Here is a 20,299-nt window from a genome sequence, read left to right on the forward strand (position 1 = left end):
GCCATGGACGAACGCGCCGTCCGACTGCTCCAGATCAAGCTCCCCCTTCCGAGAGATGTAATCTAGGTGCGCGCCAAGGTGCTCGCCGTCCTTGGTCTTGCCGGTGATCTTGACCATCACCTCCGGCGCCTTCTGAACGACGCGGGCGAGCTTGGCCTTCGCGTCGGCCTCCCCTCCCCCACTCGTCGGCCCGCCCAATACGCTGCCCTTGGCGATGATCTTTCGACCGCCTGCCGGCGCGCGCCAGACTTGGTCGAACCCTCCCACATCGCGAAAGTCGCTCATGCCTCGTCCTCCCAGTAGGCAAGGTTCCCCTTGAAGGCTTCGGAGAGGCCGCGGACATGCTCGCGGATCTCGCTGCGAAACGCCTCGATCGACGACATCTCAGCATCCAGCACTGAGCCTGGCATCACCGCCGTGTTCATGGCCCGCGCGATCTGGTTCACGTTGACGCCGATCCGCCGCAGCTCCTCCTGCACGGCGTAGAAGGCCAGCTCCTCACGACGGCTAAAGCGCGGCCGCCCGAACAGCCGCCGGCGCAAGAGCGCCAGGACCCACTCGGTACGACGAAGGCCGTCGGAGCCGGACACGTCGTCTAGAGCGACCTGGTCGTCGGGCTTCAGGCGAAGGGTCAGTTTGGTCGACTGGCCGCGTGGCGCGACGCCAGAGCCGGAGGCGCTCTCACCGACCGCTTGGGCGACCATGTCTCGAAGCTTCTTGGACCGGCCCGACGATGCCAGCGCGTCGAACTTGGCGGCGAGGTCGTCCGGGAGCTGGAACGCGAACATGGCCATCAGCGGAGCGTAATTTATAAAAACGCCGGCGCAAAGCCTATCCTGCCCTCAACCCCATCTGACATACGCTCCTCACAACGTTCCCACGATTCTTCGCATCTACGGCCAAGATTCGCGCCGTGTACTGCAGATCTACTTTCGCCTCAAAGTTGCCTTTGAGGCTCCCTATCAAGAAAGAGCTAAGGGGCTTTGCCCCTCGCGCGCGGGGCGTGAAGTCTCCGCTTCGCTGCGACCGGCCGGGGGGCTTCCCCCACCTTCCCTCGCTGCGCTCAGTGCAGGTCGGGTGATCCCCCTCCCCCCGGCCGCACCCCACTTGCTACCCCCGCCTCGCCGGCGGGCAGGGGTTCAGGCGGGCCTACACCCTGCCGACAACGAAACCGTGCCTAACCGGCCAAGTGCGTACCGGAGACCGTCCCTTGCAAATTCGAGATCTTGCCCGCCTCGCTCAACTCACCCCCCGTCAACTGCGCCGCTACGAACGCGAGGGCCTCATCCGCCCCGCCACGATCGCCCAAGGCCAACCCAGATACGCCGCCCAGACCGCCCCGCTCGCCCGGCGCATCAACGTCCTGGTCGACCTCGGCTTCACGACCGGAGAAATCCGTACCTTCCTCGACCGCATCGACGATCAGCCGTCCGAACACTGCGCGCCGATCAGCGATCTGCAGGGCCGCCGCATCGCCAAGATCGACGCGGTGATCGCCAAGCTCAAGGCCACCCGCGCCGAACTGGTCGGACTGCTGGTGACCGACGAGGCGCTAGACGTCCAGGATCAGGCGACGGCCATCCGGCGTCAGTAGGCCAAGCAAGGTGTCGTACTTCCAACTGGCCAGCGCGGCCAGGAACACCGAAGCGCCTTGGTAGGCGTAAGCGTACCAAGGTAGCCCGCCCCGAAAGACCGCAAATCCGATGAAGGCCAGGGCACCCAGCACCACGTAGCCGCGCAGCACAAACTGCACGACGCCCCGGCAATAGAGCATCACGAAGAACGCCGCGTATCGCAGCCCCGTCACCATCGCGCGCAGAGCCGCGCGGCCTATGCCGTGAAGATCCAACTACGCGCTCCGTGCCCTCACCAGCCGAATGTCGGCCACGGCGGTCGGCTCGGTGGTGCCGCCATCGAAAGCCACCAGCGCCGTCTCCGGATTGGGGCCGGGCTCCAAGAGCAGCCGCCCCGTGCGCCTGCCGACCTTCACGTCAAACCCGGCGAGCTTGCCTCTAGCACCGGACTTGGGCGCAATGCCGTCGGCCGGTGTTTCGGTTTGCACGTGCAAACTCCCTTCCCCTGCCCCGGCTTTCCCTGCTGCCTTGCCCTTAACCGACGCGGCGGCGGGGGTATCCTTCCCGCCCTTGGGCGCGGGCTTCAGCTCGGCCGCCAAGGCCACCGCCTCGCGCGTGGTGATCGTATCGCCGCGCTCACTCACGAGCGCCAGGGTGCAGGCAGCGTCGCGCTTCCAGGCGATGGACAGCTCGTAGAGCGTCCGCGCGCCCAGCTTCGACGCCAGGGCCTTCAGCTCGGGCGGCAGGTCCCGAAGCGCCGCATAGATGGAGATGGCCTCCTTCGACCGACCAAGCTTTTCGCCGACCTGCTGCTGATTGAGCCCCAGGCCCATCAGACGGGCGACTGCCGTGGTCATCTCCTCGGTATTGAGCGGCTCACGCTGGTCGTTCTCGATGACCTGGGCGGCCAGGATATCGACCTCGCTGGCGTTGCTGGTGGTGATCACCGCCGGGATCGTCGCAAGCCCGGCCAGCTGCGCGGCTCGGAAGCGGCGCGCGCCAAACCGGATCATGTAACCGGTCTCGTCCTTGGGGCGCACGGTGATGGGCTGAAGCACCGTGTGCTCGCGCATCGAGGCGGCGAGGTCGGCGAGTTGCCCGTCGTCGAAACCGGTGCGCGGATTGTTGGGGTCCTCGTAGATTTCCGACAGCGGCAGTTCTTTCAGGCGCGAGCCGTCCGGCTCTCCGCTGTCCTCGACCAGGCCGCCCACGAGCGCCGCGAAATTGGTGGTCATGGCGATGATCCTCTACGCGGCGACAGCGGCCGACAGGCGGCCCTTGATGGTCCCGAGCACGCCGCGAATTTCCTTTGCGGCGTCTTGGGCGGCCTTCTTCTTGATCGTCCAGACCGGAGCCTTCAGGCTGACGGCCTCGGCGTAGCCCTGGCGCTGGGTGAGCACGCCGTCGAACATCAGCGAGGTGCCGCCCTGGGTCAGGAGGGTCTTGAGGTTCTCGCGTTGGCGCGGCGAGGTGCTGACGAACCGCGAAGGCAGCAGGCCCAGGAAATCGATGCGTCGGCCGCCGCGCGCTTGGTCCTCGACCAGCTTGATTTGCTTGCGAAGCTTGCCGATGCCCAACAGCGAATAGTCTTCCAGATCGATGGGCGAGATCACCAGATCGGTGACCAGGAGGGCCGCGAAATTGCGACCGCCCCAGGTGGGCGGCGTATCGATCACGCAGTAATCAAACTGGTCCTTCAGCGCGGCGAACCGCTTGGCCATCGCCGGGATGGCCTCGTTCAACAGCCCATCGACATTGTGCAGCTTGTCGTCTGCGCGCAGCACCGTCACGCCCGGCAGGCCTTTGAGCGTCAGGTCAGGACCGAAAAAGAGGGCGCTGCTTAAGCCCCCCTGACGCTCGGCGGCCAGGGTGTGGCTGGCGTTGGCCTGGGGGTCTAGGTCAACGAACAGAATGCGGGTCGCCGCTTCCTCGGCCAGGAACCACGCCAGATGGATCGCCAACATGGTCTTACCCACGCCGCCCTTCTGGTTGTTCACGACGATGGTTTTCATGCGCTTTTCTTCCTGCCCGAACGCTCGGGGCGCCGATCAGCCAGCTCGTGGTCGTTGACGGTGAAGCCTGCCGCCTTCAGGGCCCTAAGCACGATCACACGCAGGGTCACGCCCTGTTCGGCGGCCTGCCTCTTCAGCTCGTCGCGAAGCGCCGTTGGGACCTTCATGTTCAACATGGACTCGCCAGCCTCGTCGCTCACTTCCATGCCTTGCTAAACCCCCAAGACCGCGCCGCCGAAGGCGGCCGAGTCGTTGTGATTCAGCATAGTCAAAAGATAAAGAGGTTTCAGCCGTCATCGCGGCGGTCCTCCTGATTTTCTCGCCAGAGCAGCCAAGCGCCCTGGTCATCGGGCGGGCGGGAAACCCGCCCGACCAGGGCCAGGGCAATGAACACCATTAGGGCGACAAGCATTTGTCGATCCTCCAGCAAGGGCGGCCGCCTAAGCGGCCGCCTCCTGAGCGCTGGCGCCATCAGCATCGGCTAGGGCCGCGCCGGGTTGGTAGCTCTCCAACAGATCGACGGCGCGCTGGGCATGGCCTGCGGCTGTGAAGATGAACCGCTTGTCGTCCTTCAGCACCTTGAGCCACGAGCCGATATAGGCCGCATGGTCTTCGATGTGGGAGGGGCGAAGGCCCAGGATCGCGCCGACGAACGCCGCGCCGAGTTCCGCGCAACATTCCTCCTTGGCGTACCCCTCATCGCCGAACGCCTTGCGGCCAAAGTCACGGTCCAGGCGGGACGGATGGCGTGTCCAATGAACAAGCTCATGGGCCAGGGTCGCCGCATGAAGCTCGGCGTCGTTGAAAAGCTCGAGCGGTGGCATGTGGATGTCGTCCGTGCTGATCCGGTAGAAAGCCCCGTCCCCGCCGTTGATGACCTTGGCCGGAATGTTGGCGAAGAACGCATCGGCCGCCGCGAGCCGCTCGGGAAGGGGACCGGGCAGGGCCTCTTTGACGGCGAAGCGCTCGGGCAGGCCATCGATCTGCTCGCTGTTGAATACGGTGTAGGCCTTCAGCCATCGGCGAACGGTTGCGCCGTCTTCCCCGTCGCCTTGGTGCGGCGCATCCTGGTCGCCGAATACGCTCTGTCCGGCTTTCACGACCTTGCTGCCGCGCTCGCCCTTGCGGACCGATCCGCCCAGTTCCAGCGCCTGCTGAAAGGTCATCCAGTAGGGGGATACAAAACCGCGCTCTTGGCTGGCGCCCCACAGCATCACGACATTGATCCCGCGATAGGGCTCGCCGTTAAACCGCAGGGGGCGAATCGGCCCGCCCGCTGAGCGCCAGGGCTGCTCCCACGGCTTGGTCCCGACCTCTAGCGCCTTGATGATCTGGTCGGTGACGTGTTGATGGATGTCGAAGCGCTCGGCCGCCGCGGCCTTGGCGGCGACGGTCTTGCGGCTCTTGGAGGTGGGGGCTTTGGTCATTTCCGGGCTCCGTCTCTAAGGCTCAAGAATACATCTTTATGTTTTCTACAGCTAGAAGATAAAGATGTTTTCTTCCCCTTTGTCGGCTTGGGTTGGCTCGCTTCTTTCGCGATCCAACCGGCTAGGCCGGCGCCAATGAGCCGGGGGTAGCAAAGGGGCGACCGGGGAGGGGGAGGGGGATCGCCCGACCTGCACGACCAACGGGAGGAAGGTTGGGGACACCCTCGCCCCGGGTCGAAGACTTTACCGCCCCGCGCGAGGGGCAAGGCCCCTTAGCCAGACGAATGCAAGGAGTGCGGGCCGCAGGCCCGCGCCGCTTCGCGCGGGTTTGCACGTGCAAACTTGTGCCCGACATCCAGAAAGCAGAGAGCCGGTTTGCACGTACAAACCGGCTCCAGGAGAAGGGCGCCGGGGCACCAAGCCCCGGCGTTAGAGACTATTCGGCCGCCATCGGGACCTCGCCTTCATCCCACGGCGCGCTTTCGTCCAGATCGCCTTCGCCCTCGGCGTCAAAGGCCTCGTCTTCCAAGACGTCCTCGTCCTGGACGATGTCACGCGGACGCAAGAGGGTCGGCAGCCAGCCCTTGCCGTCCAGACGTCGCTCGGCTTCAGCCGCCAGCTCCTGCTTCTTCAGGTTGGCGATGTTCTCAGCCGCCTGGGCGGTCGTCGCCTCCTCCACCGCCGCGACGATCAGCGACTTGGACACCCGGCCAAAATAGCCTTGCGCCGTCGGGGCCCACCATTGGGTCATGTCCAGACCCAGAGCCTTGGCCAGATGATCGGAGGCTACCTGACGAGCGCTGTTCTCGCGATCGAACGGCTGCTTGACCGCATCGACCATCTGAGACGCCGCGTAGGCGACAAGCTCCATGAGCTGATCGGGCTCGCGCGCCATGAGGAACGACCACAGGTCCGCGTGGCTGGTCGGCAGCAGCAGCATCATCCGACCTTGAACGTGCTTGAGCGCCTCACCCGCCTTGCTGGCCTCGAACCCCTGGGCATGTTTGCGCGGATGATTGGCCGACAGATCGGCCCGAAGCTCGATGGTCGAGGCGGGCGCCGAGCGATGCCCCGCGCCATAGTGGGTCAGCAGCAGTAGGGAATGGACGACGGCGACGAAGGCCACGTCATGACGCTCGATCAAGGCCGCGCGCAACGCCGCCGTCCGGTGGGCGGTAAGGTCCAGCACCAGCTTGTCGGGCAGGGCGCCAGCGGGCTTCTTGGCCCGTTCGCGAGTGATGGACGAACCGCCCTGCGTCGCCTTGCCGTCCAGTTTGCGCAGCGCCTTGGTATCGGCGCCCGGCTTGGCGCAACCCCGCTCGATCCGAAGCGAGCCGTCGTCGGCAATGGTCACGATGGCGCCGGTGATCGCCCTGACCTCGGGCGCATACACCTCCTCGCCGGAGCTTTCCAAGGCGTATAGGCGATCTTCAATCGCGCTCACGCGCTCCATGGTCTGGTCGGTCTGGGGGTCCACCGCCTCCAATATCTGCATTTCGCTCGTCAGCAGCCCGATCTCGCCGAGCGCCTCGGGCGTCAAGGGCGCCACCGTAGGGTAGGCCCGGCCGTAGCTCTGCGATTGGCTGTAGTCGAAGCTCAAGGTGGTTTCGACCCATGCCCAGCCTTCCGGCCGCAATGCCTTTGCCTCGGCTTCTAGCGCCTCGCTCGCCAGCTTTTCCAGCAGCGTCAGGTCGGTGATGTACCCAGCGTCATCGGCTTGGGCGAAGAGGTCCTGACTGACCTCGCCCCCGGCCGCGCGATAGGCATCCAGACCCACGAACTTGGCTGTGGCGTTGTTCTGACTGTTGACCCGCCCGCCGACCAGACGCTGCTTGACGCGGTAGGCCTGACGGTCGTGTTCGGGGAAGTCGAAATAGGCCGCTTCCTGGGCCGCCTGATCGTCGGTCAGGGTAAAGGCCGCCATGTGATCCAGATTGATCTCATCGGCGCGAAACAGCGTCATGAGGCGCGGCGAGACCGTGGCCAGCTTCAACCGACGCTCGACGATCCGAGGCGCGATCGAATAGCGCTCTGCGATCTCCGAGACGGTCTTTCCAGTTTGGCTGAGGGCATGGAAGGCGGCGAACTGGTCAGCCGGGTGCGGAGCCAGCCGCACGGCGTTCTCGGCGATGCTTTCCTCCAACGCAGCCGTCTCGTCAGCGCAGACCACGCAAAGAACCGGGAACGAGCGAGGGATGTCCTTGCGCTGGGCCAAGACGTTCAACGCCCGCAGACGCCGCCCGCCGACATGAACCTCGAACTTGCCCGTGGCCTTGCCGTTCTGCTGCTGGGCGGTGACTCGCAGGTTTTGCAGCACGGTCTTGGTAGCGCCGATGTCGGCTACTAGATCGCCGATCTCCACCTCGCCTTGGCGCATGTTGTTGGGCGACAGGACCAGCTTGGAGAGTTGGATTTCACGAACGGTCATCGGTTGAACTCCGTCTTGGGGTTGGGGTCGATGCTTTGCGCATCTACCCCTGCCCGCCGGCGAGGCTGGGGGTAGCAACTGGGGGGCGGACGGGGGGAGGGGGATCACCCGGCCTGCACTGAGCGCAGCGAGGGAAGGTTGGGGACACCCCCCGTCCGGTCGGAGCGCAGCGCAGACTTTACCCCCCGGGCGCGAGGGGCGACCGCCCCTTAGCAACACGCCACGCCGCGTGGTCAGCGTTCGATCAGTCTCGCCAAGCGAGACGCAAAGCCGACTACCGCAAGGAATCCGCCACGCCCCGCGCCCGCCAGGGGCTTGGAACGCAAGCGTCGCCGTGGCATTCTTGGCTTGATCGCACCGAGTGGCTCTGAGGGCTCCGCCGACCAATGCGTGACGACGCCTACACCTTCCTTGAAAACTCCACGGCCGGCGCGACGCTCTTCATGGACGTCGCCGCCTTCGGAAGTGACGACCAGGCGCGAAGGCATGCCCTAGCCCTGTTGGGCCAGCACGACAGCGCCGACATCGTCGAGGTTTGGCGCGCCGCGAACCTAATCGGCCAGATCCCTCGCCCAGACCCGGCGGGGCCTGCCGCCGTAGGCGGCTAGCAAGCTCCAGGCTTGCAGGCGCTCCGCGCCGCCCCGCATCCCAAAGTTTGCACGTGCAAACTCAGCGCGACCTAAACGGCCACAACTCCACCGCGCGCGGCGGCAGCTTAAGTCGCTGCCGCCTTGGCGGTCTTCGCTTGCTCTGTGGGGGAGCCGCTCAGCCCGCCATCCCCGTGGATTTCTGGCCCAGGCGGAGTCTAGCGGTCTTTGTCGGAAGGGGAGGGGGCCTGGTCCTGCGAGGCGTTGCGCCACGCCTGCTCCTTGCTGACCTCGACAATGGCGCGTCCGGCTCGCAAATGCTCGGCCACCTGGTGGCGGGCCTTGTCCAGCAAACGAGCCTGCGCATCAGTGTCATGGGCCATGGCGCTGCCGACGACGGCGGCGATCTTGTCCAGGTTCGCCCACGCCGCCTGAAAACTTCCATCGCCGCTGGCCAAGGCCGCCTCACGGCTCATCGCTAGAAACTGCGCGGCCCGTTCAGGGCCGCGACCGCTTTCGACCAGCTGTAAGGTCTGGATCCGCGCCAGGATCAATTCGGCCATCGGGGCGGTGTTGGCGGCCTCGAACCCGATGCGCGAAGCCTCATACCAAGCCGCCTGGTCCTCGGGCCGGATCTTGAATTCAAAGCCGGCCCGTTCGGCCACCCCGCCCAGCCACACACGCTGGGCGCGGCCATTGCCTTCGATGAAGGGGTGGGCGGCATTGATCTCGGTGATGAACTCGGCTGCCTGCGTCGCGAAGGCCTCCGCGCCTAGTCCCTTCAACTCGCCGGCCGCACGGAAGGCCGCGAACTGCTTTTCCATCCAGGGGCCGATCTGCTCGGGCGGCGCGAACGGGGTGGGGCCGCGACCCGTCGTATAGGTTCGCTCCTGCCCGGCCCACGCATAGAGGTCCTGAAAGAGATGGTGGTGGATCGCCTTGAACCCGGCATAGGTCGGCTCGGCTGCCGCAGCAGGCATGCCTTCTTCGATCCGCGTATCGGTGAAAAGGCGCTCAGCCGCATCGAGCGAGGCCGCGTCGCGCAGGCCAAGCTCGTTTACGAGAACGCGGCTGTCTGGGTAGAAAACCCGCTCGAACGCGGCGCGCTCGGCCGCCTTTCGGTCGCTCACTAAGCCTTCTGGGCGAAGTAGCCGCGCAGGGCGTCACGCTTTTGGGCAGGGGTTTTGCCCTCGGCGTCCAGGCGCGCCATCAGCTGGTCGGCCTGCGGATCGCGGCGCACGCCCTCGATGTCGTTGTTGGCGCTCATCTGCTCGCGGCGCCAAGCCACGTCTGCGGGGTCGGATGAGGACCAACGGCCCATGGCGAAACTCCTTCGAACGCCCTCAATATAGCATCGGGAAGGGGAGGGGGCCAGTCCAGGAGACTGGCCCGCCCGGTCAATACTCGCTGGCCAGCATGATGGTCAGAACGCGGCGCGTCAGCTCGGCGCTCCACTTGACAGGTGAGTGCTCATCACGGTCGGGATGATAGTAGTCGATCTTCCAAAACAGCTGCTCGCCCCAAAGCTCGAACGCCCCGAAATCGCGCTCGCCGTAAGGATCGTCGTCGGCGTCGAACTGGGAAAACCCGGCCAGAGCGCGCGCCAGGGTGATCTGGGCGTTGGGCGCCTCGGCGATCAACGCGGCGACCCCGCTGGTGGCCAACCACACGGCGTTGACGCTCTTGGGGGCGGCGCGGGCCAGATCATTGAGCCGCGCCGTCTCGGCGGTGCGTTCGGCCTGGCTGGCGAAGAGGGGATTGTCGGTCATGGTCGATCCTTCCGTCCGGGTTCGATGCCTTGCGCATCAACCCCTGCCCGCCGGCGAGGCGGGGGTAGCAAGCGGATGACCGGGGGAGGGGAGGGGGATCGCCCGACCTGCACGCCCACGGCGGAAGGTTGGGGAAACCCCAAGGCCGGTCTTCCGCGCGCGAGGGGCGAGGCCCCTTAGCCAACGGGGCGTTGCGGGGTGTCCCCGCAGAGGGGGTAGATTGAGCCCCATGGCTCAAGCTCAGGGGGAGACCTCCCCCCTTTTTGGTTCAGCCCCCAACCGGATCGGGCCCATTGCGATCCAGGCGTCAATTGAAGACAGGGGCACTGTGAGACCACCATCGGCGTAGTCGACTCGTGAATTTTCCGCAGGCAAGGCCTATGCTGCCAAGGTGCAAGACCATCTCGACCTCCCCGGCGCCTCAGGCGCGATCTACCGCTTCAGGCTCATAGAAGATCCTGCGCAGCTGCCTTCAACGGCGGGCAACTTCGTCTACGTGCGCTGGCGTGCGACAACCCCGCAGGTGATGTGCTGCGGAGCCGTGGGCAGTCTCCTGGACGCCCGCCAGCAATGGGACGCTGCGGTGCGATCTCACAGCGCCCAGGGACTCTACATCCGCCTCAATGTTGCTCGCTCGACCCGGGGAGAGGAGCACCTTGATCTGGTCTCACGGTGGCGCCCGCCAATCCCTGCGCTCGACGAATAGGCCGCAGCGACTTACCTACGAACAGTCCCGCTATCCCTATCGAGCCAAGACCAACAAAATGAAGAAGCTTGTGCCCCAAGGCGCCAATAGCGCGCAGCCCCACCATGTCGATCTACATGTGGGCTCCTTGATCAGGACGCGGCGCAAGGCTTTGGGAATTTCACAGTCTGAGCTTGCGGACTCGCTGGGCCTGACCTTTCAGCAGGTCCAGAAGTATGAGCGGGGGTCTAACCGCGTAAGTTCATCCAAGCTCTATGAGATCGCCTTGAAGCTGGAGACGCCGCTGGCGTCCTTCTTCGAAGGCTTGGAAACGCCAGTCGGCGGTGGCCCCATTGCCGGCGGCCTGACCGATTTCCTAAATCAGCGCGGCGCCCACGAATTGGTGGCGGCTTTCGCAGTGATGTCGCCCGCTTTACGTCGGCAGTTGGTCAGCCTGGCCATGGCCATGGCCGAAACCGACGACTAAGCGTCCAAGCCGGGTCCGTCTGGCCCTGAGTGCGCTAGATTTCTGGTCACGCGATCTTGCCTTCGCGCCGCGTGATGACACGATGGGGACGCAGCTTAGGTGACCCAGCTGGCCGGTCGAACATGATGAGTTGCTGGGGGTCTCGGCGCGCTACATCGTCGCTTCGCCCTTGGCGTTGCTCAGCGTACAAATGTCGCGCTGCCCTCAAAGATCGGCGCCGCGCAGCAACGAAAAGTGCGACGCGCACTGCAGTTCGACATAGGGCGCGGTCACGCGAAGATCCCTCTGATGAATCAGCGCTGGGTGCCCGTCGCTGGATCCTCGCCATCCCCATCGCGATAGAGCCAGAAGCGCTCTCCAGCGTCTGCAGTCGCCAGCGCGTACTTTGTGGCCCCGGCTTTAGGTGTCGGGTAGGTAACGCGTCGTCACCGGCACGGTAGCTCTGTCGTCTCTCCTGCGGGGCCTTGGCGTGACAAGCTTCCGAGTCAGCGCATTCGGAACGCGGCACGGGATGGCCTTCGAGATTGCGGAATCTCACAGCTGTCGTAGAGCGAAATAAGCGCGACTGATTTTCGGCGCAAACCCTTGTTTTCTAACAGGCGGCCCGTTCGAACTAGACGCGAATTATCGAATAGTCGCGGGTGAAGATGCGGACGTGTCCCTCTGGCGTACGTTCGCGTTAATTTCGATCCTGCGCATCCGCATCGACTCAGGCATTCTTTTGGTGAACCTGCGCTTGCGAGGACGATCGCCAATGGCCGCTGGCCCGGATCTACCTCTAACAGGAGCGGCCGAGCAGCGCTGGCGCAAGGCGCTTGGACGCCAGCCCGAACTACGAAAACTAATCGAGGCGCCAAGGCGCAGCCGAGCCGACATGGAGCAGGCTGCTAGCCGGCTCGGACTGCATATCTCGACACTCTATACGCTGCTGCGCCGCTTCGCGGCGGATCAAACTGCGGAATCGATCACGGGTGAAGCGCGCGGTTGGCGCCCAGGACGCAGCCGCGTCCCGGCCTCGATCGAGACCGTGATCGACGCGGCGATCCAAGACTTTTTCCTTACCAAGCAGGCTCCGTCTGCAGCGGCCTTGCATCGGGAGATTGCACAGCGCTGCCGGGCGACTGGACTGGCGACGCCGGCAATTTCGACCGTCCACCGGCGACTGCGCAAGCTCAGCCGCAAGACGGTCGCGGGCCGTCGTGAGGGGAGGGGAGCGGCGGAAGCCCAGACCATGCGCCCTGGGGCCTTGATCGTCGATCGGCCGAACGCCCTCTGGCAAATCGACCATTCTCCGGTGGACGTGGTGATCGTGGACGTTGAGACGCGCCGCCCGATCGGGCGGCCGTGGGTCACACTGGTGATCGACGTCGCGTCACGCGTCATCACCGGCCTGCATGTGTCGCTGGAAGATCCATCGGTCGTATCCGTCGGCCTAGCGCTACGTCACGCCATTCTGGATAAGGCCGGCGTCCTGAGGGAACGGGATGTGGCTGCGGACTGGCCAGCCTTCGGTTTGCCGGATGGTGTCCACAGCGACAACGGCTCCGATTTTCGAAGCGCGACGTTCCAGCGGGCTTGCGCCAACCTCGGTATCGAGATCGACTATCGGCCCCTGGGCGCGCCGCGCTATGGCGGTCATATTGAGCGCTTGATCGGGACCGCGCAGCAGGAGATGCACCTGCTGCCGGGTACAACCTTTTCCAATGTCGCGCAGCGCCGTGACTATGACAGTGACGGGTCGGCCGCGCTCACGCTGGACGAGCTTGAGACCTGGCTCTGGCGGTTCATCGCCAGCGACTACAATATGCGGATCCATTCCGTCACGGGGCGGCCGCCGCTGGTGGCCTGGCGCCGCGGCGCCGATGGCCAGGGCTTTGTTCCGCGGACGCCGAGCGATCCGGAGCGCCTGGCCTTCGAATTTCTGCCGTCGGTTTCGCGCGCCATCACCCGCCAAGGCGTTGTCTTCAACCGCATCCATTATTACGAGCCGTTCCTGGAGCCGCTGTTCGACACTGGGGATCGCAAGTTGATCGTCCGCTACGATCCGCGCGACCTATCCCGTCTTTACGTGCCCACGGCGCAGGGCGTTCAATCCATTCGCTACCGCAACCTCGCCCGGCCACCCATGAGTTTGTGGGAACTCCAGGCGGCCAGGCGATGCCTCGCCGCCGAGGGCGCGGCCCACGTCAATGAAGACGCACTGTTCGAAGCGAGGCGACGCAATGTCGAGCTGGTCGGGCGGGCCAAGAGCGAGACCCGCCGTCAGCGCCGTGACGCCGAACGCCGCGACCGCGGCTATGCGGCGGCGTTGGCTCCTGACCCGCCACAGCCCGATCCGGAGCCGGTCGCGGCGCTGGGGCCCATCAGCGGTCGGATCGGGGAGATTGAGCAATGGTGAGCGGAGCCGACGCCGACGACGAGACGCGAGTCGCCAAGATCCTGGCCGACCGCTGGGTTCACTATCCACAGGGCGAAGCGGCGCTGACCCGGATGGCCGAATTGCTGCGCGGCGCACGCCGCACCCGCATGCCTTCGCTGCTGGTCGTCGGTGAACCCGACGTCGGCAAGACCACGATCCTAAAGAAATTCATGCGCGCCCACGCGCCGATCTTTGACTCAGAGACCGGCCGGACCTCAAGCGAGGTCGTGGCGATGGAGGCCCCGCCGGAAGCCGACGAAGCGCGGCTCTATTCCGCGATCCTGCAGGCCATTGGCGCGCCCGAGGGTGGACGCCTCATTGATATGGAGCGGATCGTACACCTGCAGCTCAAGCGCCTTGGCGCCCGCCTGCTGATTATCGACGAGACCAACAACCTGGTGATCGGCACGGGGTCAGCGCAGCGCAAGACCTTGGCGGCGCTCCGCCGGCTCTCAAACCGGCTGGAGCTGTCGCTCGCCTGTTTCGGCACCATGGAAGCTCTCCACGCCCTGACCTCCGATCCCCAGGTGGAAGGCCGGGTGCAGCCTTTTCAGCTGACGCGGCTTCGCAACGATGCCGACTACGCGACGATCGTGCGGTCGGTGATCGCCTTCTTCCCGCTGCGCCGGACTTCGCAGGTCGATCAACCACTTGTCGACGGCGTTCACGACCTGACTGCCGGCAGTCCTGGCAAGACCTTCCGCCTGCTCAACGCGGCCGCCGTGCACGCCATAGACACGGGCGAGGAACAGATCACATTGAAGACTCTGCGACTTGACGATGTCACCCGCCATGTCCGCACCGCCGCCGCCATGCGGCGCCGGGTGAGGGCTGCGGCAGGCTAAGGATGCCGTCGTTGCCGTTCGCGCCCCGGCCAATGGCCGGCGAGGGTCTATCGTCGTGGGTGGCGCGTCTGGCGGCCCACAATTTCGTCACCGCGGCTGACTTCTGGTCCGGGCTGGGTTGCGACGATCCTCAAGACCTTGCGCCACCCGACGGCCTGTTCGACCAGCTGTCGGAGAGCACGCGCCTGAATGCGAACGAGCTGCGCCGTTTCTTCGCGCCGGACCCGGCGACGATCGCGGCTCCGCTCGCGCTCAGCCGGCCTGCCTTCATTCGTGGCGCGGCTTGCCCGGCCTGTTGCCGTGACGCTGCGGACAGGGTTGGCGATCACTTCGTTTCGGCGTCGAGCGCCAGCTCGTGGCGTTTCAGTTGTCCAAAGCACCGAGTCCGCTTGGCCGGCCTCGACGGCTACGGGCTTGTCCTACAGGACGGCGCCGCGCGCTTCGTTCATGAAGGCTCGCGTACCAGCATCGGCGCAACACACTTCGCCGGCCGACCCGCTGAATTCACTCTGGCGTTCGAAGACGCCCTCATGCGAGCCCTGAGCGGGCAACCGCCTGGCCCCCAGTGGCTACCGCGCACACCCGCGACCTTCCTCGTCAGCGCGACTGCGCTGATCGAGGTCGTACTCTGGCGTCCGGGAAGTACGACCACGTTCGCTCACCAGTTCGACGAGATCCGCAACGGCAGCGCGACGTTTTCCATCGGCGCCAGCGACCGGCGGCACGGCGTTGCTTGCCGATCAAGGTCCGCGCGATCGCATGAATGTCTACGCCGCCGTGGCGACTTTGCTGGCCTGGCCCCAAGCACGGAGCCATCCGTTCTCAACCGTCATGCGATGGAACGACCCGCATAGCCCCGGCCCGTTTGTCTACGCCTTCGACGAATTGGACGATCGGCTGCGTGCGATCCTCACGGACCGCCTGCAGGCCTGGCCCGGCTGCATCGCGACACCGGCCCGCCGAGCGCTGCAGAGACCTCGCTGAGTCGTTGGAGTCTCGGCCCGTCCGAAATCGTTCGGTTTCGGACGGGTGGGCCCGCTATGTCCGAAAATTAGCTTGGAGCAATTCCGGACGCGCGTTATATTCCGGACATCCTTTTCGGACAAAACCGGCCATGCCACGCACCTTTGCCTATGTTCGCGTCTCCACGGTCGGGCAGACAACCGAAAATCAGGTGCTGGAGATTCAGGCTGCCGGCTTCAAGGTCGAACCGCGGCGGGTCATCTCCGAAACCATTTCCGGAAGCGTCGCCACCAGCCAGCGCAGCGGCTTCAATCGTCTCATGGACCGGCTCGAACCCGACGACGTGCTGGTTGTCACCAAGCTCGATCGGCTCGGCCGCAATTCCATGGACGTGGCCGGCACCGTGTCGAAGCTCGCCGAGATCGGCGTGCGGGTGCATTGCCTCGCGCTTGGCGGCGTTGATCTGGCCAGCTCGACGGGCAAGCTGACGATGAACGTCATCAACGCCGTTGCTGAGTTCGAGCGTGACCAGCTGATCGAGCGCACCCAGGCCGGGCTTAGCCGCGCCAAGGCCGAAGGCAAGATCCTCGGCAGGCCGCCGAGTCTGACGCCCGATGGCCGCGCAGATATCCAGCGGCGCCTCACCAACGGCGACAGCGTTTCGGCGCTCGCGCGCGAGTACAGAACCAGTCGTCAGTCGATTTTAAGGGTCAAGGCTGCTATGGTTCCCGCATGATCCGGTCAGTCGCGTCTATTTCGCGCGAAATATCGAATAGTCGCGTGAATTTGGGTCGAAAATCCCAAACCACAGCGCCAGTCGCGTCTATTTCGATATGTGACAGTTGTCCCGGAGCGACAATCCGCTATTGCTGATAATGCTTATTATGCGTTTTTCATATGTAGCCGGGCGGATTCTATTTTGAAGTGCGATTTGTGAGGGTTTTTATGGACTTAGGTCCACGGAGATTTTCACATGGGATCGCGTTACGATCATATCACGCTTGAAGAACGCCACCTGATCTGTCGCTGGCGTGACGCCAAGGTGCCTGTCCGGGTCATCTCCGAGCGACTTGGCCGCCACCCGTCGACCATCCATCGCGAGATCCGGCGCAATTGGTTCGATGATGGCCCATGGCTGCGCGGCTACTTCGCCATCGCCGCCGACGAGCGTGCCTCGTCGCGACGCAGGCGTGTCGGAAAGCTGCATCGTGATCCAGAACTAGCCCGCTTTGTCACGGAGCGTCTGCGAGAGACCTGGTCGCCAGAACAGATCGCCGGCCATCTCAAAGCGACCCGCCAGCTCCAAGCCTACGCCTGCCACGAGACCATCTATCGCTACGTCTATGGGCCAGATGGCCGGGCCGCAGAGCTCTACAAGTTGTTGCCCAGGATGCGCCGGCGCCGTCGTGTGCGCTATGCCCGACAGCCACGCGGCCCAGCAGACCTTCCGAACGGAAGCCATGAATCAGGCCCGATCCTGAGCCGGCAGCGTCATGGCTCCGCCCAAAGCGGCTGCTTTGGTCCAGGCCAAGAGACAGCTGACTCTATAGGCCATGAGAATCTCCGTCGCAGATTTAGGAGTCAGGACCCGCATCGATTGGAGTCAATCGCAACATTTGGAGTCTGATCGCCCCCGCGCCCCCGCGCCCCCTAAGGGATTTAGATTCTCAAGGTTTAGAGTCTTTGACAATCATATCACGCTTGAAGAAATGAACAGCAGGCCCCGATCCACGAAGTTCAGGATGTAGATGACCAGTAACGTCGTCAGCACATAGCTGCGGTAGGGCTTTGTGCGAAGCCCCCAGATGTGGCCGTCAGAGTTCGCGTTGTCATGCGCTTCATTCATGACGGGTCGATCTCCACGAGGATGGCGCGGAAGTCATTGACGTTGGTGCGGGTGGGTCCGGTTGTGACGAGATCGCCCAGTGCTTGAAAGAGACTGTAGCTGTCGTTTTCGAAGAGGAACTCTTGCGGATCTAGCCCGAGTTCGGCTGCGCGGCGCAGCGAGCTCGGGTCCATTACTGCCCCGGCATTGTCCTCCGAGCCATCGATCCCATCCGTGTCGCAGGCGATAGCCGAAATGCCTGGCGTCGATCCTAGCGCGATTGTCAGGGCAAGAAGGAATTCGCTATTGCGACCGCCGCGACCCGGCGCGCGAACAGTCACTGTGGTCTCGCCGCCGGACAGGAAGACCCGGCGCGAGGACCGACCGCCGGGACTCCGAACATGGTCCAGGGTCATTCGCGCCATCGACGCGGCGACCTCCCGAGCCTCCCCCTGAATGTCGTCACCAAGGATTATCGGTTCAGCGCCTAAGGCCCGCGCAGCCGCCGCCGCCGCATCGAGCGACATCTGAGGATGGGCGACGATGGCGCAGCGGCTAGCAAGGGCGTCCAGCGTGCATGGCGAGACGAGCGCGCCCGTAAGATGCCTACGCACCGATTCCGGAACGTTCAGGCGGTATCGATCAACGATGGCCAGGGCCTGGGTCGAGGTGGTCGTGTCGCCCAGGGTCGGTCCTGACGCCACCATGGACGGATCGTCGCCCGGAACGTCCGAGATCACGAAGGTGAGAACCTTCGCGGGCGCGGCGGCGAGCGCAAGACGTCCGCCCTTGATGCCCGAAAGGTGCTTGCGGACGCAGTTCAGCTCCTGGATGGTCGCGCCGCAGGCCAGCAGCTGCCGTGTGACCTCGCGCTTGTCGTCCAGACTTAACCCGGGCGCCGGCTTGACCAGGAGCGACGACCCCCCCCCGGAGATCAGCGCCAGAACCAGATCGTCGGGACCAGCCGCTCTGGCTAGTTCCAGCATCCGCTCCGCGGCTCGCTGGCCTTGCGCATCCGGCACGGGATGGCCCGCCTCGACGACCTCGATGCGCTCACAGGCAGCGCCGTGTCCGTAGCGGGTAACGACTAGGCCGGACATCTCAACACTGGGCCAAGCGCGCTCGACCGCCGCCGCCATGGCCGCGCTCGCCTTGCCTGCACCCAACACAAGGACCCGGCCGGTTGGCGCGGAAGGCAGGTGCGCGACGATGTTTTCCGGGGCCGCAGCGCGCACCGCCGCGTGGAACATCGCCAACAGAACATCTTTCGGCGCGGGCGGATTTTCAGCAGAAAGCTTCATGGCGGGCCTTGCAGATCGCTAGAACCTCGTTCGGATCCCGGGCCCACCAGTCGGTGGAGAGGATCTCCATTTCTAGGCGTCCGGCATAACCGGCGGCTTGTACCTGGTGACGCAGCGCGGCGATGTCGATCACCCCGTCCCCGGGCATGGCGCGGTCAAACACCAGGTCGCGGGTCGGAACGCGCCAGTCGCAGGTGTGGAACGCAAAAATGCGGTCGCCGGCGCGGGCAATCTGCGCGCTGACCTGGGGGTCCCACCATACGTGGTAAACATCGATCGCGACACCAAGGCCGGGTCCGAGCTCATCGCAGAGGTCAAGGGCTTGACCCAACGTCGATAGCACCGAGCGATCGGCGCAGGTCATGGGATGTAAGGGTTCGAGCGCGATGCGCACGCCCGCCGCCCGCGCATGATCCAGGATCGACGCCAGACCGTCCCGAACCATGTCCCTGGCCTGGGGCAGATCTCGCGACCCCGCAGGCAGGCCGCCGCAGACCATCACCAGGCAGGCCGCGCCGATGCTGGCCGCCTCATCGATGGCGCGGAGATTGTCATCGACCGCCGCGCGGCGGCCCTGAGCCTCCTGCGCCGGAAACATGCCCCCCCGACAGAGACCGCTGACGTCCAACCCCGCACCGCGGATCGCGCGAGCCGCGCGCTCGACGCCCATTTCCTGCAGCCTATCGCGCCAAGGCGCGATGGCGGTGACGCCGTGGCGCTGGCAACCCTCGATGCATTGCTCGAGGGTCCAGGCGTCGCGCACCGTAGCGGTGTTGAGCGACAGAAGGTCTAGCGCCGCCACTACAGCACGCCAGCGAGCGCGAGGACGCGCCGCATTCGGTCGGCGGCGACATCTTTGTCCGTCAGAAGGTTCGCAGCGTCCGCAAGGCGGAAGAGTTCGCTCAAATGCTGGATCGAGCGCGCCGACTGCTGCCCGCCGACCATGGTGAAATGGTCCTGGTGTCCGTTCAGATAGGCCATAAACACCACCCCGGTCTTGTACCACCGGGTTGGCGCTCGGAAGATGTGCCGCGAAAGGGGAACAGTCGGTTCGAGGATCGCCCTGAAGCCCGCCTCATCGCCTGCGGCCAGGCAGGACAGGCCCGCGCTGGCGGCGGGCGCGATTGCGTCGAAGATACCCAGAAGGGCGTCGGACTGGGCCTGGTGCGGCGCGCCGAACCCGTCACCGACAATCAGATCGACATAGTTGAAATCATCGCCGGTATACATCCGAACACCCGCTGGCAGCCGGCGGCGCATGACGACTTCTTTTTCCTTGTCGAGCAGAGAGATCTTAATGCCGTCCACCTTGGCGACATTGGCTTCGATGACCTCAAGCGCCACTTCCATGGCTTGCGAGTGATCAGTTGCGCCCCAGTAACCCTCGAGTGCCGGGTCGAACATCGCGCCAAGCCAATGAAGGATCACGGGCGCCTTCACGGCCGATAGAACCCGTCCATAGACATAAGCGTAGTCGGCCGGGCGGCGCGCGGCGCGTACAAGGGCGCGAGATGCCATAAGGATAATGCGGCCGCCGCGCGCCTCAACGAATTCGGCCTGCTCTTCGTAGGCGCGCACGACGTCGTCGATGGTAGTGTCGTCGTCGGCGTCGAGATGGTCGGTGCCGACCCCGCAGGCGATCAGAGCGCCGGGGGTCTGGGTCGCGTCGCTCAATGACCGCGCGATCAATTCCTGCGACAGGGTCCAGTTGAGGCCCATGCCGCGCTGGGCGGTATCCATCGCCTCGGCGACCCCCAGGCCCAGCGACCAGAGGTGATGGCGAAAGCCCAGGGTGCGATCCCAGTCTATCGCAGGGGTCGACCAGGGGTCGCCCGTCGCGAACGGATCGGCGACAACATGGGCGGCCGAGAAGGCCACGCGGTTGAATGTCGTCGGGGGCGGCGCGTCGAAGGCGCGCGGCGCGCACAGATCGTAGCGCTCAAGGCCATTGGCCGTCGGCAGAGTGAGGTGGGCCAT

General features: G+C 65.0%; 21 protein-coding genes and 2 pseudogenes. 8 read left to right on the forward strand and 15 right to left on the reverse strand.

Translation table 11 applies throughout. The features are described from left to right. Both ASD38_RS06470 and ASD38_RS06475 read right to left on the reverse strand, forming a co-directional pair. Positions 1-285: pseudogene (locus tag ASD38_RS06470) on the reverse strand (relaxase/mobilization nuclease domain-containing protein); the annotation flags it as partial. Next, entirely contained in the window at positions 282-794 is a 513-nt protein-coding gene (locus ASD38_RS06475) for a MobC family plasmid mobilization relaxosome protein (protein ID WP_056438737.1), read from the reverse strand. The gene ASD38_RS06475 and the pseudogene ASD38_RS06470, both read right to left, overlap by 4 nt. Before the next feature lie 416 nt (positions 795-1,210). Between ASD38_RS06475 and ASD38_RS06480 the strand changes: the two genes are divergently transcribed. Further along, on the forward strand, positions 1,211-1,594 hold the full coding sequence (locus ASD38_RS06480; protein WP_056458714.1) for a MerR family transcriptional regulator: 384 nt from the start codon (positions 1,211-1,213) through the stop codon (positions 1,592-1,594). On the opposite strand, the gene ASD38_RS06485 is transcribed toward ASD38_RS06480, so the two are convergent. The 6 genes from ASD38_RS06485 to ASD38_RS06510 all read right to left on the reverse strand — a co-directional run bounded on the left by ASD38_RS06485 (position 1,553) and on the right by ASD38_RS06510 (position 7,441). Continuing rightward, complete coding sequence (locus ASD38_RS06485; protein ID WP_056458717.1) at positions 1,553-1,849, reverse strand: hypothetical protein; 297 nt, start codon at positions 1,847-1,849, stop codon at positions 1,553-1,555. The two genes, ASD38_RS06480 and ASD38_RS06485, sit on opposite strands and share 42 nt — an antisense overlap. Further along, positions 1,850-2,809 (reverse strand): ParB/RepB/Spo0J family partition protein, encoded by a 960-nt coding sequence (locus ASD38_RS06490; protein WP_056438744.1) that lies wholly within the window; start codon positions 2,807-2,809, stop codon positions 1,850-1,852. It lies immediately after the preceding gene. A 12-nt stretch (positions 2,810-2,821) separates the two neighbouring features. Continuing rightward, complete coding sequence (locus tag ASD38_RS06495) at positions 2,822-3,586, reverse strand: ParA family protein (RefSeq protein WP_056438745.1); 765 nt, start codon at positions 3,584-3,586, stop codon at positions 2,822-2,824. Then, complete coding sequence (locus ASD38_RS06500; RefSeq protein WP_056458720.1) at positions 3,583-3,792, reverse strand: hypothetical protein; 210 nt, start codon at positions 3,790-3,792, stop codon at positions 3,583-3,585. The genes ASD38_RS06495 and ASD38_RS06500 overlap by 4 nt, the downstream gene beginning before the upstream one ends. A 234-nt stretch (positions 3,793-4,026) precedes the next feature. After that, positions 4,027-5,013, reverse strand: a complete 987-nt coding sequence (locus ASD38_RS06505; RefSeq protein WP_082554664.1) for an ArdC family protein — start codon at positions 5,011-5,013, stop codon at positions 4,027-4,029. A gap of 436 nt (positions 5,014-5,449) precedes the next feature. Further along, a complete protein-coding gene (locus ASD38_RS06510) occupies positions 5,450-7,441 on the reverse strand; it encodes a ParB/RepB/Spo0J family partition protein (protein ID WP_056438751.1) in 1,992 nt (663 codons plus the stop codon). Between the two features lie 386 nt (positions 7,442-7,827). Between ASD38_RS06510 and ASD38_RS06515 the strand changes: the two genes are divergently transcribed. Continuing rightward, a complete protein-coding gene (locus tag ASD38_RS06515) occupies positions 7,828-8,049 on the forward strand; it encodes a hypothetical protein (protein ID WP_056438754.1) in 222 nt (73 codons plus the stop codon). A gap of 197 nt (positions 8,050-8,246) precedes the next feature. On the opposite strand, the gene ASD38_RS06520 is transcribed toward ASD38_RS06515, so the two are convergent. From ASD38_RS06520 to ASD38_RS06525, 3 genes are all read right to left on the reverse strand, one after another. Further along, positions 8,247-9,158, reverse strand: coding sequence for a Fic/DOC family protein (locus ASD38_RS06520; RefSeq protein WP_056458724.1), 912 nt, complete (start codon positions 9,156-9,158; stop codon positions 8,247-8,249). Continuing rightward, complete coding sequence (locus tag ASD38_RS23215; RefSeq protein ID WP_012275053.1) at positions 9,158-9,349, reverse strand: hypothetical protein; 192 nt, start codon at positions 9,347-9,349, stop codon at positions 9,158-9,160. The genes ASD38_RS06520 and ASD38_RS23215 overlap by 1 nt, the downstream gene beginning before the upstream one ends. 76 nt (positions 9,350-9,425) lie before the next feature. Beyond that, positions 9,426-9,797 carry a DUF3768 domain-containing protein gene (locus tag ASD38_RS06525; RefSeq protein WP_056438760.1) on the reverse strand — a complete coding sequence of 124 codons (372 nt, stop codon included), beginning with the start codon at positions 9,795-9,797 and terminating at the stop codon, positions 9,426-9,428. A 656-nt stretch (positions 9,798-10,453) separates the two neighbouring features. On the opposite strand from ASD38_RS06525, the gene ASD38_RS06530 reads away from it, so the two are divergent. The 6 genes and pseudogenes from ASD38_RS06530 to ASD38_RS23230 all read left to right on the forward strand — a co-directional run. Next, a complete protein-coding gene (locus tag ASD38_RS06530) occupies positions 10,454-10,969 on the forward strand; it encodes a helix-turn-helix domain-containing protein (protein WP_327019754.1) in 516 nt (171 codons plus the stop codon). Positions 10,970-11,624: 655 nt separating this feature from the next. Further along, complete coding sequence (locus ASD38_RS06535; protein ID WP_235523779.1) at positions 11,625-13,367, forward strand: Mu transposase C-terminal domain-containing protein; 1,743 nt, start codon at positions 11,625-11,627, stop codon at positions 13,365-13,367. Next, the gene (locus ASD38_RS06540; RefSeq protein WP_056437564.1) at positions 13,361-14,233 is read left to right on the forward strand and encodes a TniB family NTP-binding protein; all 873 of its coding nucleotides are present in this window, start codon (positions 13,361-13,363) and stop codon (positions 14,231-14,233) included. The genes ASD38_RS06535 and ASD38_RS06540 overlap by 7 nt, the downstream gene beginning before the upstream one ends. An 11-nt stretch (positions 14,234-14,244) precedes the next feature. Then, positions 14,245-15,087 carry a TniQ family protein gene (locus ASD38_RS23225; protein WP_162252125.1) on the forward strand — a complete coding sequence of 281 codons (843 nt, stop codon included), beginning with the start codon at positions 14,245-14,247 and terminating at the stop codon, positions 15,085-15,087. A gap of 260 nt (positions 15,088-15,347) precedes the next feature. Beyond that, the gene (locus tag ASD38_RS06545) at positions 15,348-15,932 is read left to right on the forward strand and encodes a recombinase family protein (RefSeq protein WP_056437571.1); all 585 of its coding nucleotides are present in this window, start codon (positions 15,348-15,350) and stop codon (positions 15,930-15,932) included. Between the two features lie 237 nt (positions 15,933-16,169). Continuing rightward, positions 16,170-16,694 (forward strand): annotated as a pseudogene (locus tag ASD38_RS23230) (transposase); the annotation flags it as partial. Between the two features lie 192 nt (positions 16,695-16,886). On the opposite strand, the gene ASD38_RS23760 reads toward ASD38_RS23230, so the two are convergent. The 4 genes from ASD38_RS23760 to ASD38_RS06560 are packed head-to-tail and all read right to left on the reverse strand — an operon-like array spanning position 16,887 to position 20,299. Then, complete coding sequence (locus ASD38_RS23760; RefSeq protein WP_156390601.1) at positions 16,887-17,042, reverse strand: hypothetical protein; 156 nt, start codon at positions 17,040-17,042, stop codon at positions 16,887-16,889. Next, positions 17,039-18,322, reverse strand: coding sequence for a glycerate kinase type-2 family protein (locus ASD38_RS06550; protein WP_056458727.1), 1,284 nt, complete (start codon positions 18,320-18,322; stop codon positions 17,039-17,041). Before ASD38_RS06550 ends, ASD38_RS23760 begins: the two co-directional genes overlap by 4 nt. Beyond that, positions 18,306-19,124, reverse strand: a complete 819-nt coding sequence (locus tag ASD38_RS06555) for a sugar phosphate isomerase/epimerase family protein (RefSeq protein WP_056438644.1) — start codon at positions 19,122-19,124, stop codon at positions 18,306-18,308. Before ASD38_RS06555 ends, ASD38_RS06550 begins: the two co-directional genes overlap by 17 nt. Beyond that, positions 19,124-20,299, reverse strand: coding sequence for a dihydrodipicolinate synthase family protein (locus ASD38_RS06560; RefSeq protein WP_056438647.1), 1,176 nt, complete (start codon positions 20,297-20,299; stop codon positions 19,124-19,126). The genes ASD38_RS06555 and ASD38_RS06560 overlap by 1 nt, the downstream gene beginning before the upstream one ends.

Origin of the sequence: Caulobacter sp. Root487D2Y (genome assembly GCF_001427165.1) — a bacterium.
Lineage (GTDB): Bacteria > Pseudomonadota > Alphaproteobacteria > Caulobacterales > Caulobacteraceae > Caulobacter.

Excerpts from the sequence above, each read along its gene's own strand:
- ASD38_RS23215 (WP_012275053.1), bottom strand. The coding sequence starts at position 9,349 with ATGGGCCGTTGGTCCTCATCCGACCCCGCAGACGTGGCTTGGCGCCGC.
- ASD38_RS06560 (WP_056438647.1), bottom strand. The coding sequence starts at position 20,299 with ATGGCCCACCTCACTCTGCCGACGGCCAATGGCCTTGAGCGCTACGAT.
- ASD38_RS06550 (WP_056458727.1), bottom strand. The coding sequence starts at position 18,322 with ATGAAGCTTTCTGCTGAAAATCCGCCCGCGCCGAAAGATGTTCTGTTG.
- ASD38_RS06500 (WP_056458720.1), bottom strand. The coding sequence starts at position 3,792 with ATGGAAGTGAGCGACGAGGCTGGCGAGTCCATGTTGAACATGAAGGTC.
- ASD38_RS06515 (WP_056438754.1), top strand. The coding sequence starts at position 7,828 with ATGCGTGACGACGCCTACACCTTCCTTGAAAACTCCACGGCCGGCGCG.
- ASD38_RS06510 (WP_056438751.1), bottom strand. The coding sequence starts at position 7,441 with ATGACCGTTCGTGAAATCCAACTCTCCAAGCTGGTCCTGTCGCCCAAC.
- ASD38_RS23760 (WP_156390601.1), bottom strand. The coding sequence starts at position 17,042 with ATGAATGAAGCGCATGACAACGCGAACTCTGACGGCCACATCTGGGGG.
- ASD38_RS06545 (WP_056437571.1), top strand. The coding sequence starts at position 15,348 with ATGCCACGCACCTTTGCCTATGTTCGCGTCTCCACGGTCGGGCAGACA.
- ASD38_RS06540 (WP_056437564.1), top strand. The coding sequence starts at position 13,361 with ATGGTGAGCGGAGCCGACGCCGACGACGAGACGCGAGTCGCCAAGATC.
- ASD38_RS06490 (WP_056438744.1), bottom strand. The coding sequence starts at position 2,809 with ATGACCACCAATTTCGCGGCGCTCGTGGGCGGCCTGGTCGAGGACAGC.
- ASD38_RS06505 (WP_082554664.1), bottom strand. The coding sequence starts at position 5,013 with ATGACCAAAGCCCCCACCTCCAAGAGCCGCAAGACCGTCGCCGCCAAG.
- ASD38_RS06495 (WP_056438745.1), bottom strand. The coding sequence starts at position 3,586 with ATGAAAACCATCGTCGTGAACAACCAGAAGGGCGGCGTGGGTAAGACC.
- ASD38_RS06475 (WP_056438737.1), bottom strand. The coding sequence starts at position 794 with ATGGCCATGTTCGCGTTCCAGCTCCCGGACGACCTCGCCGCCAAGTTC.
- ASD38_RS06525 (WP_056438760.1), bottom strand. The coding sequence starts at position 9,797 with ATGACCGACAATCCCCTCTTCGCCAGCCAGGCCGAACGCACCGCCGAG.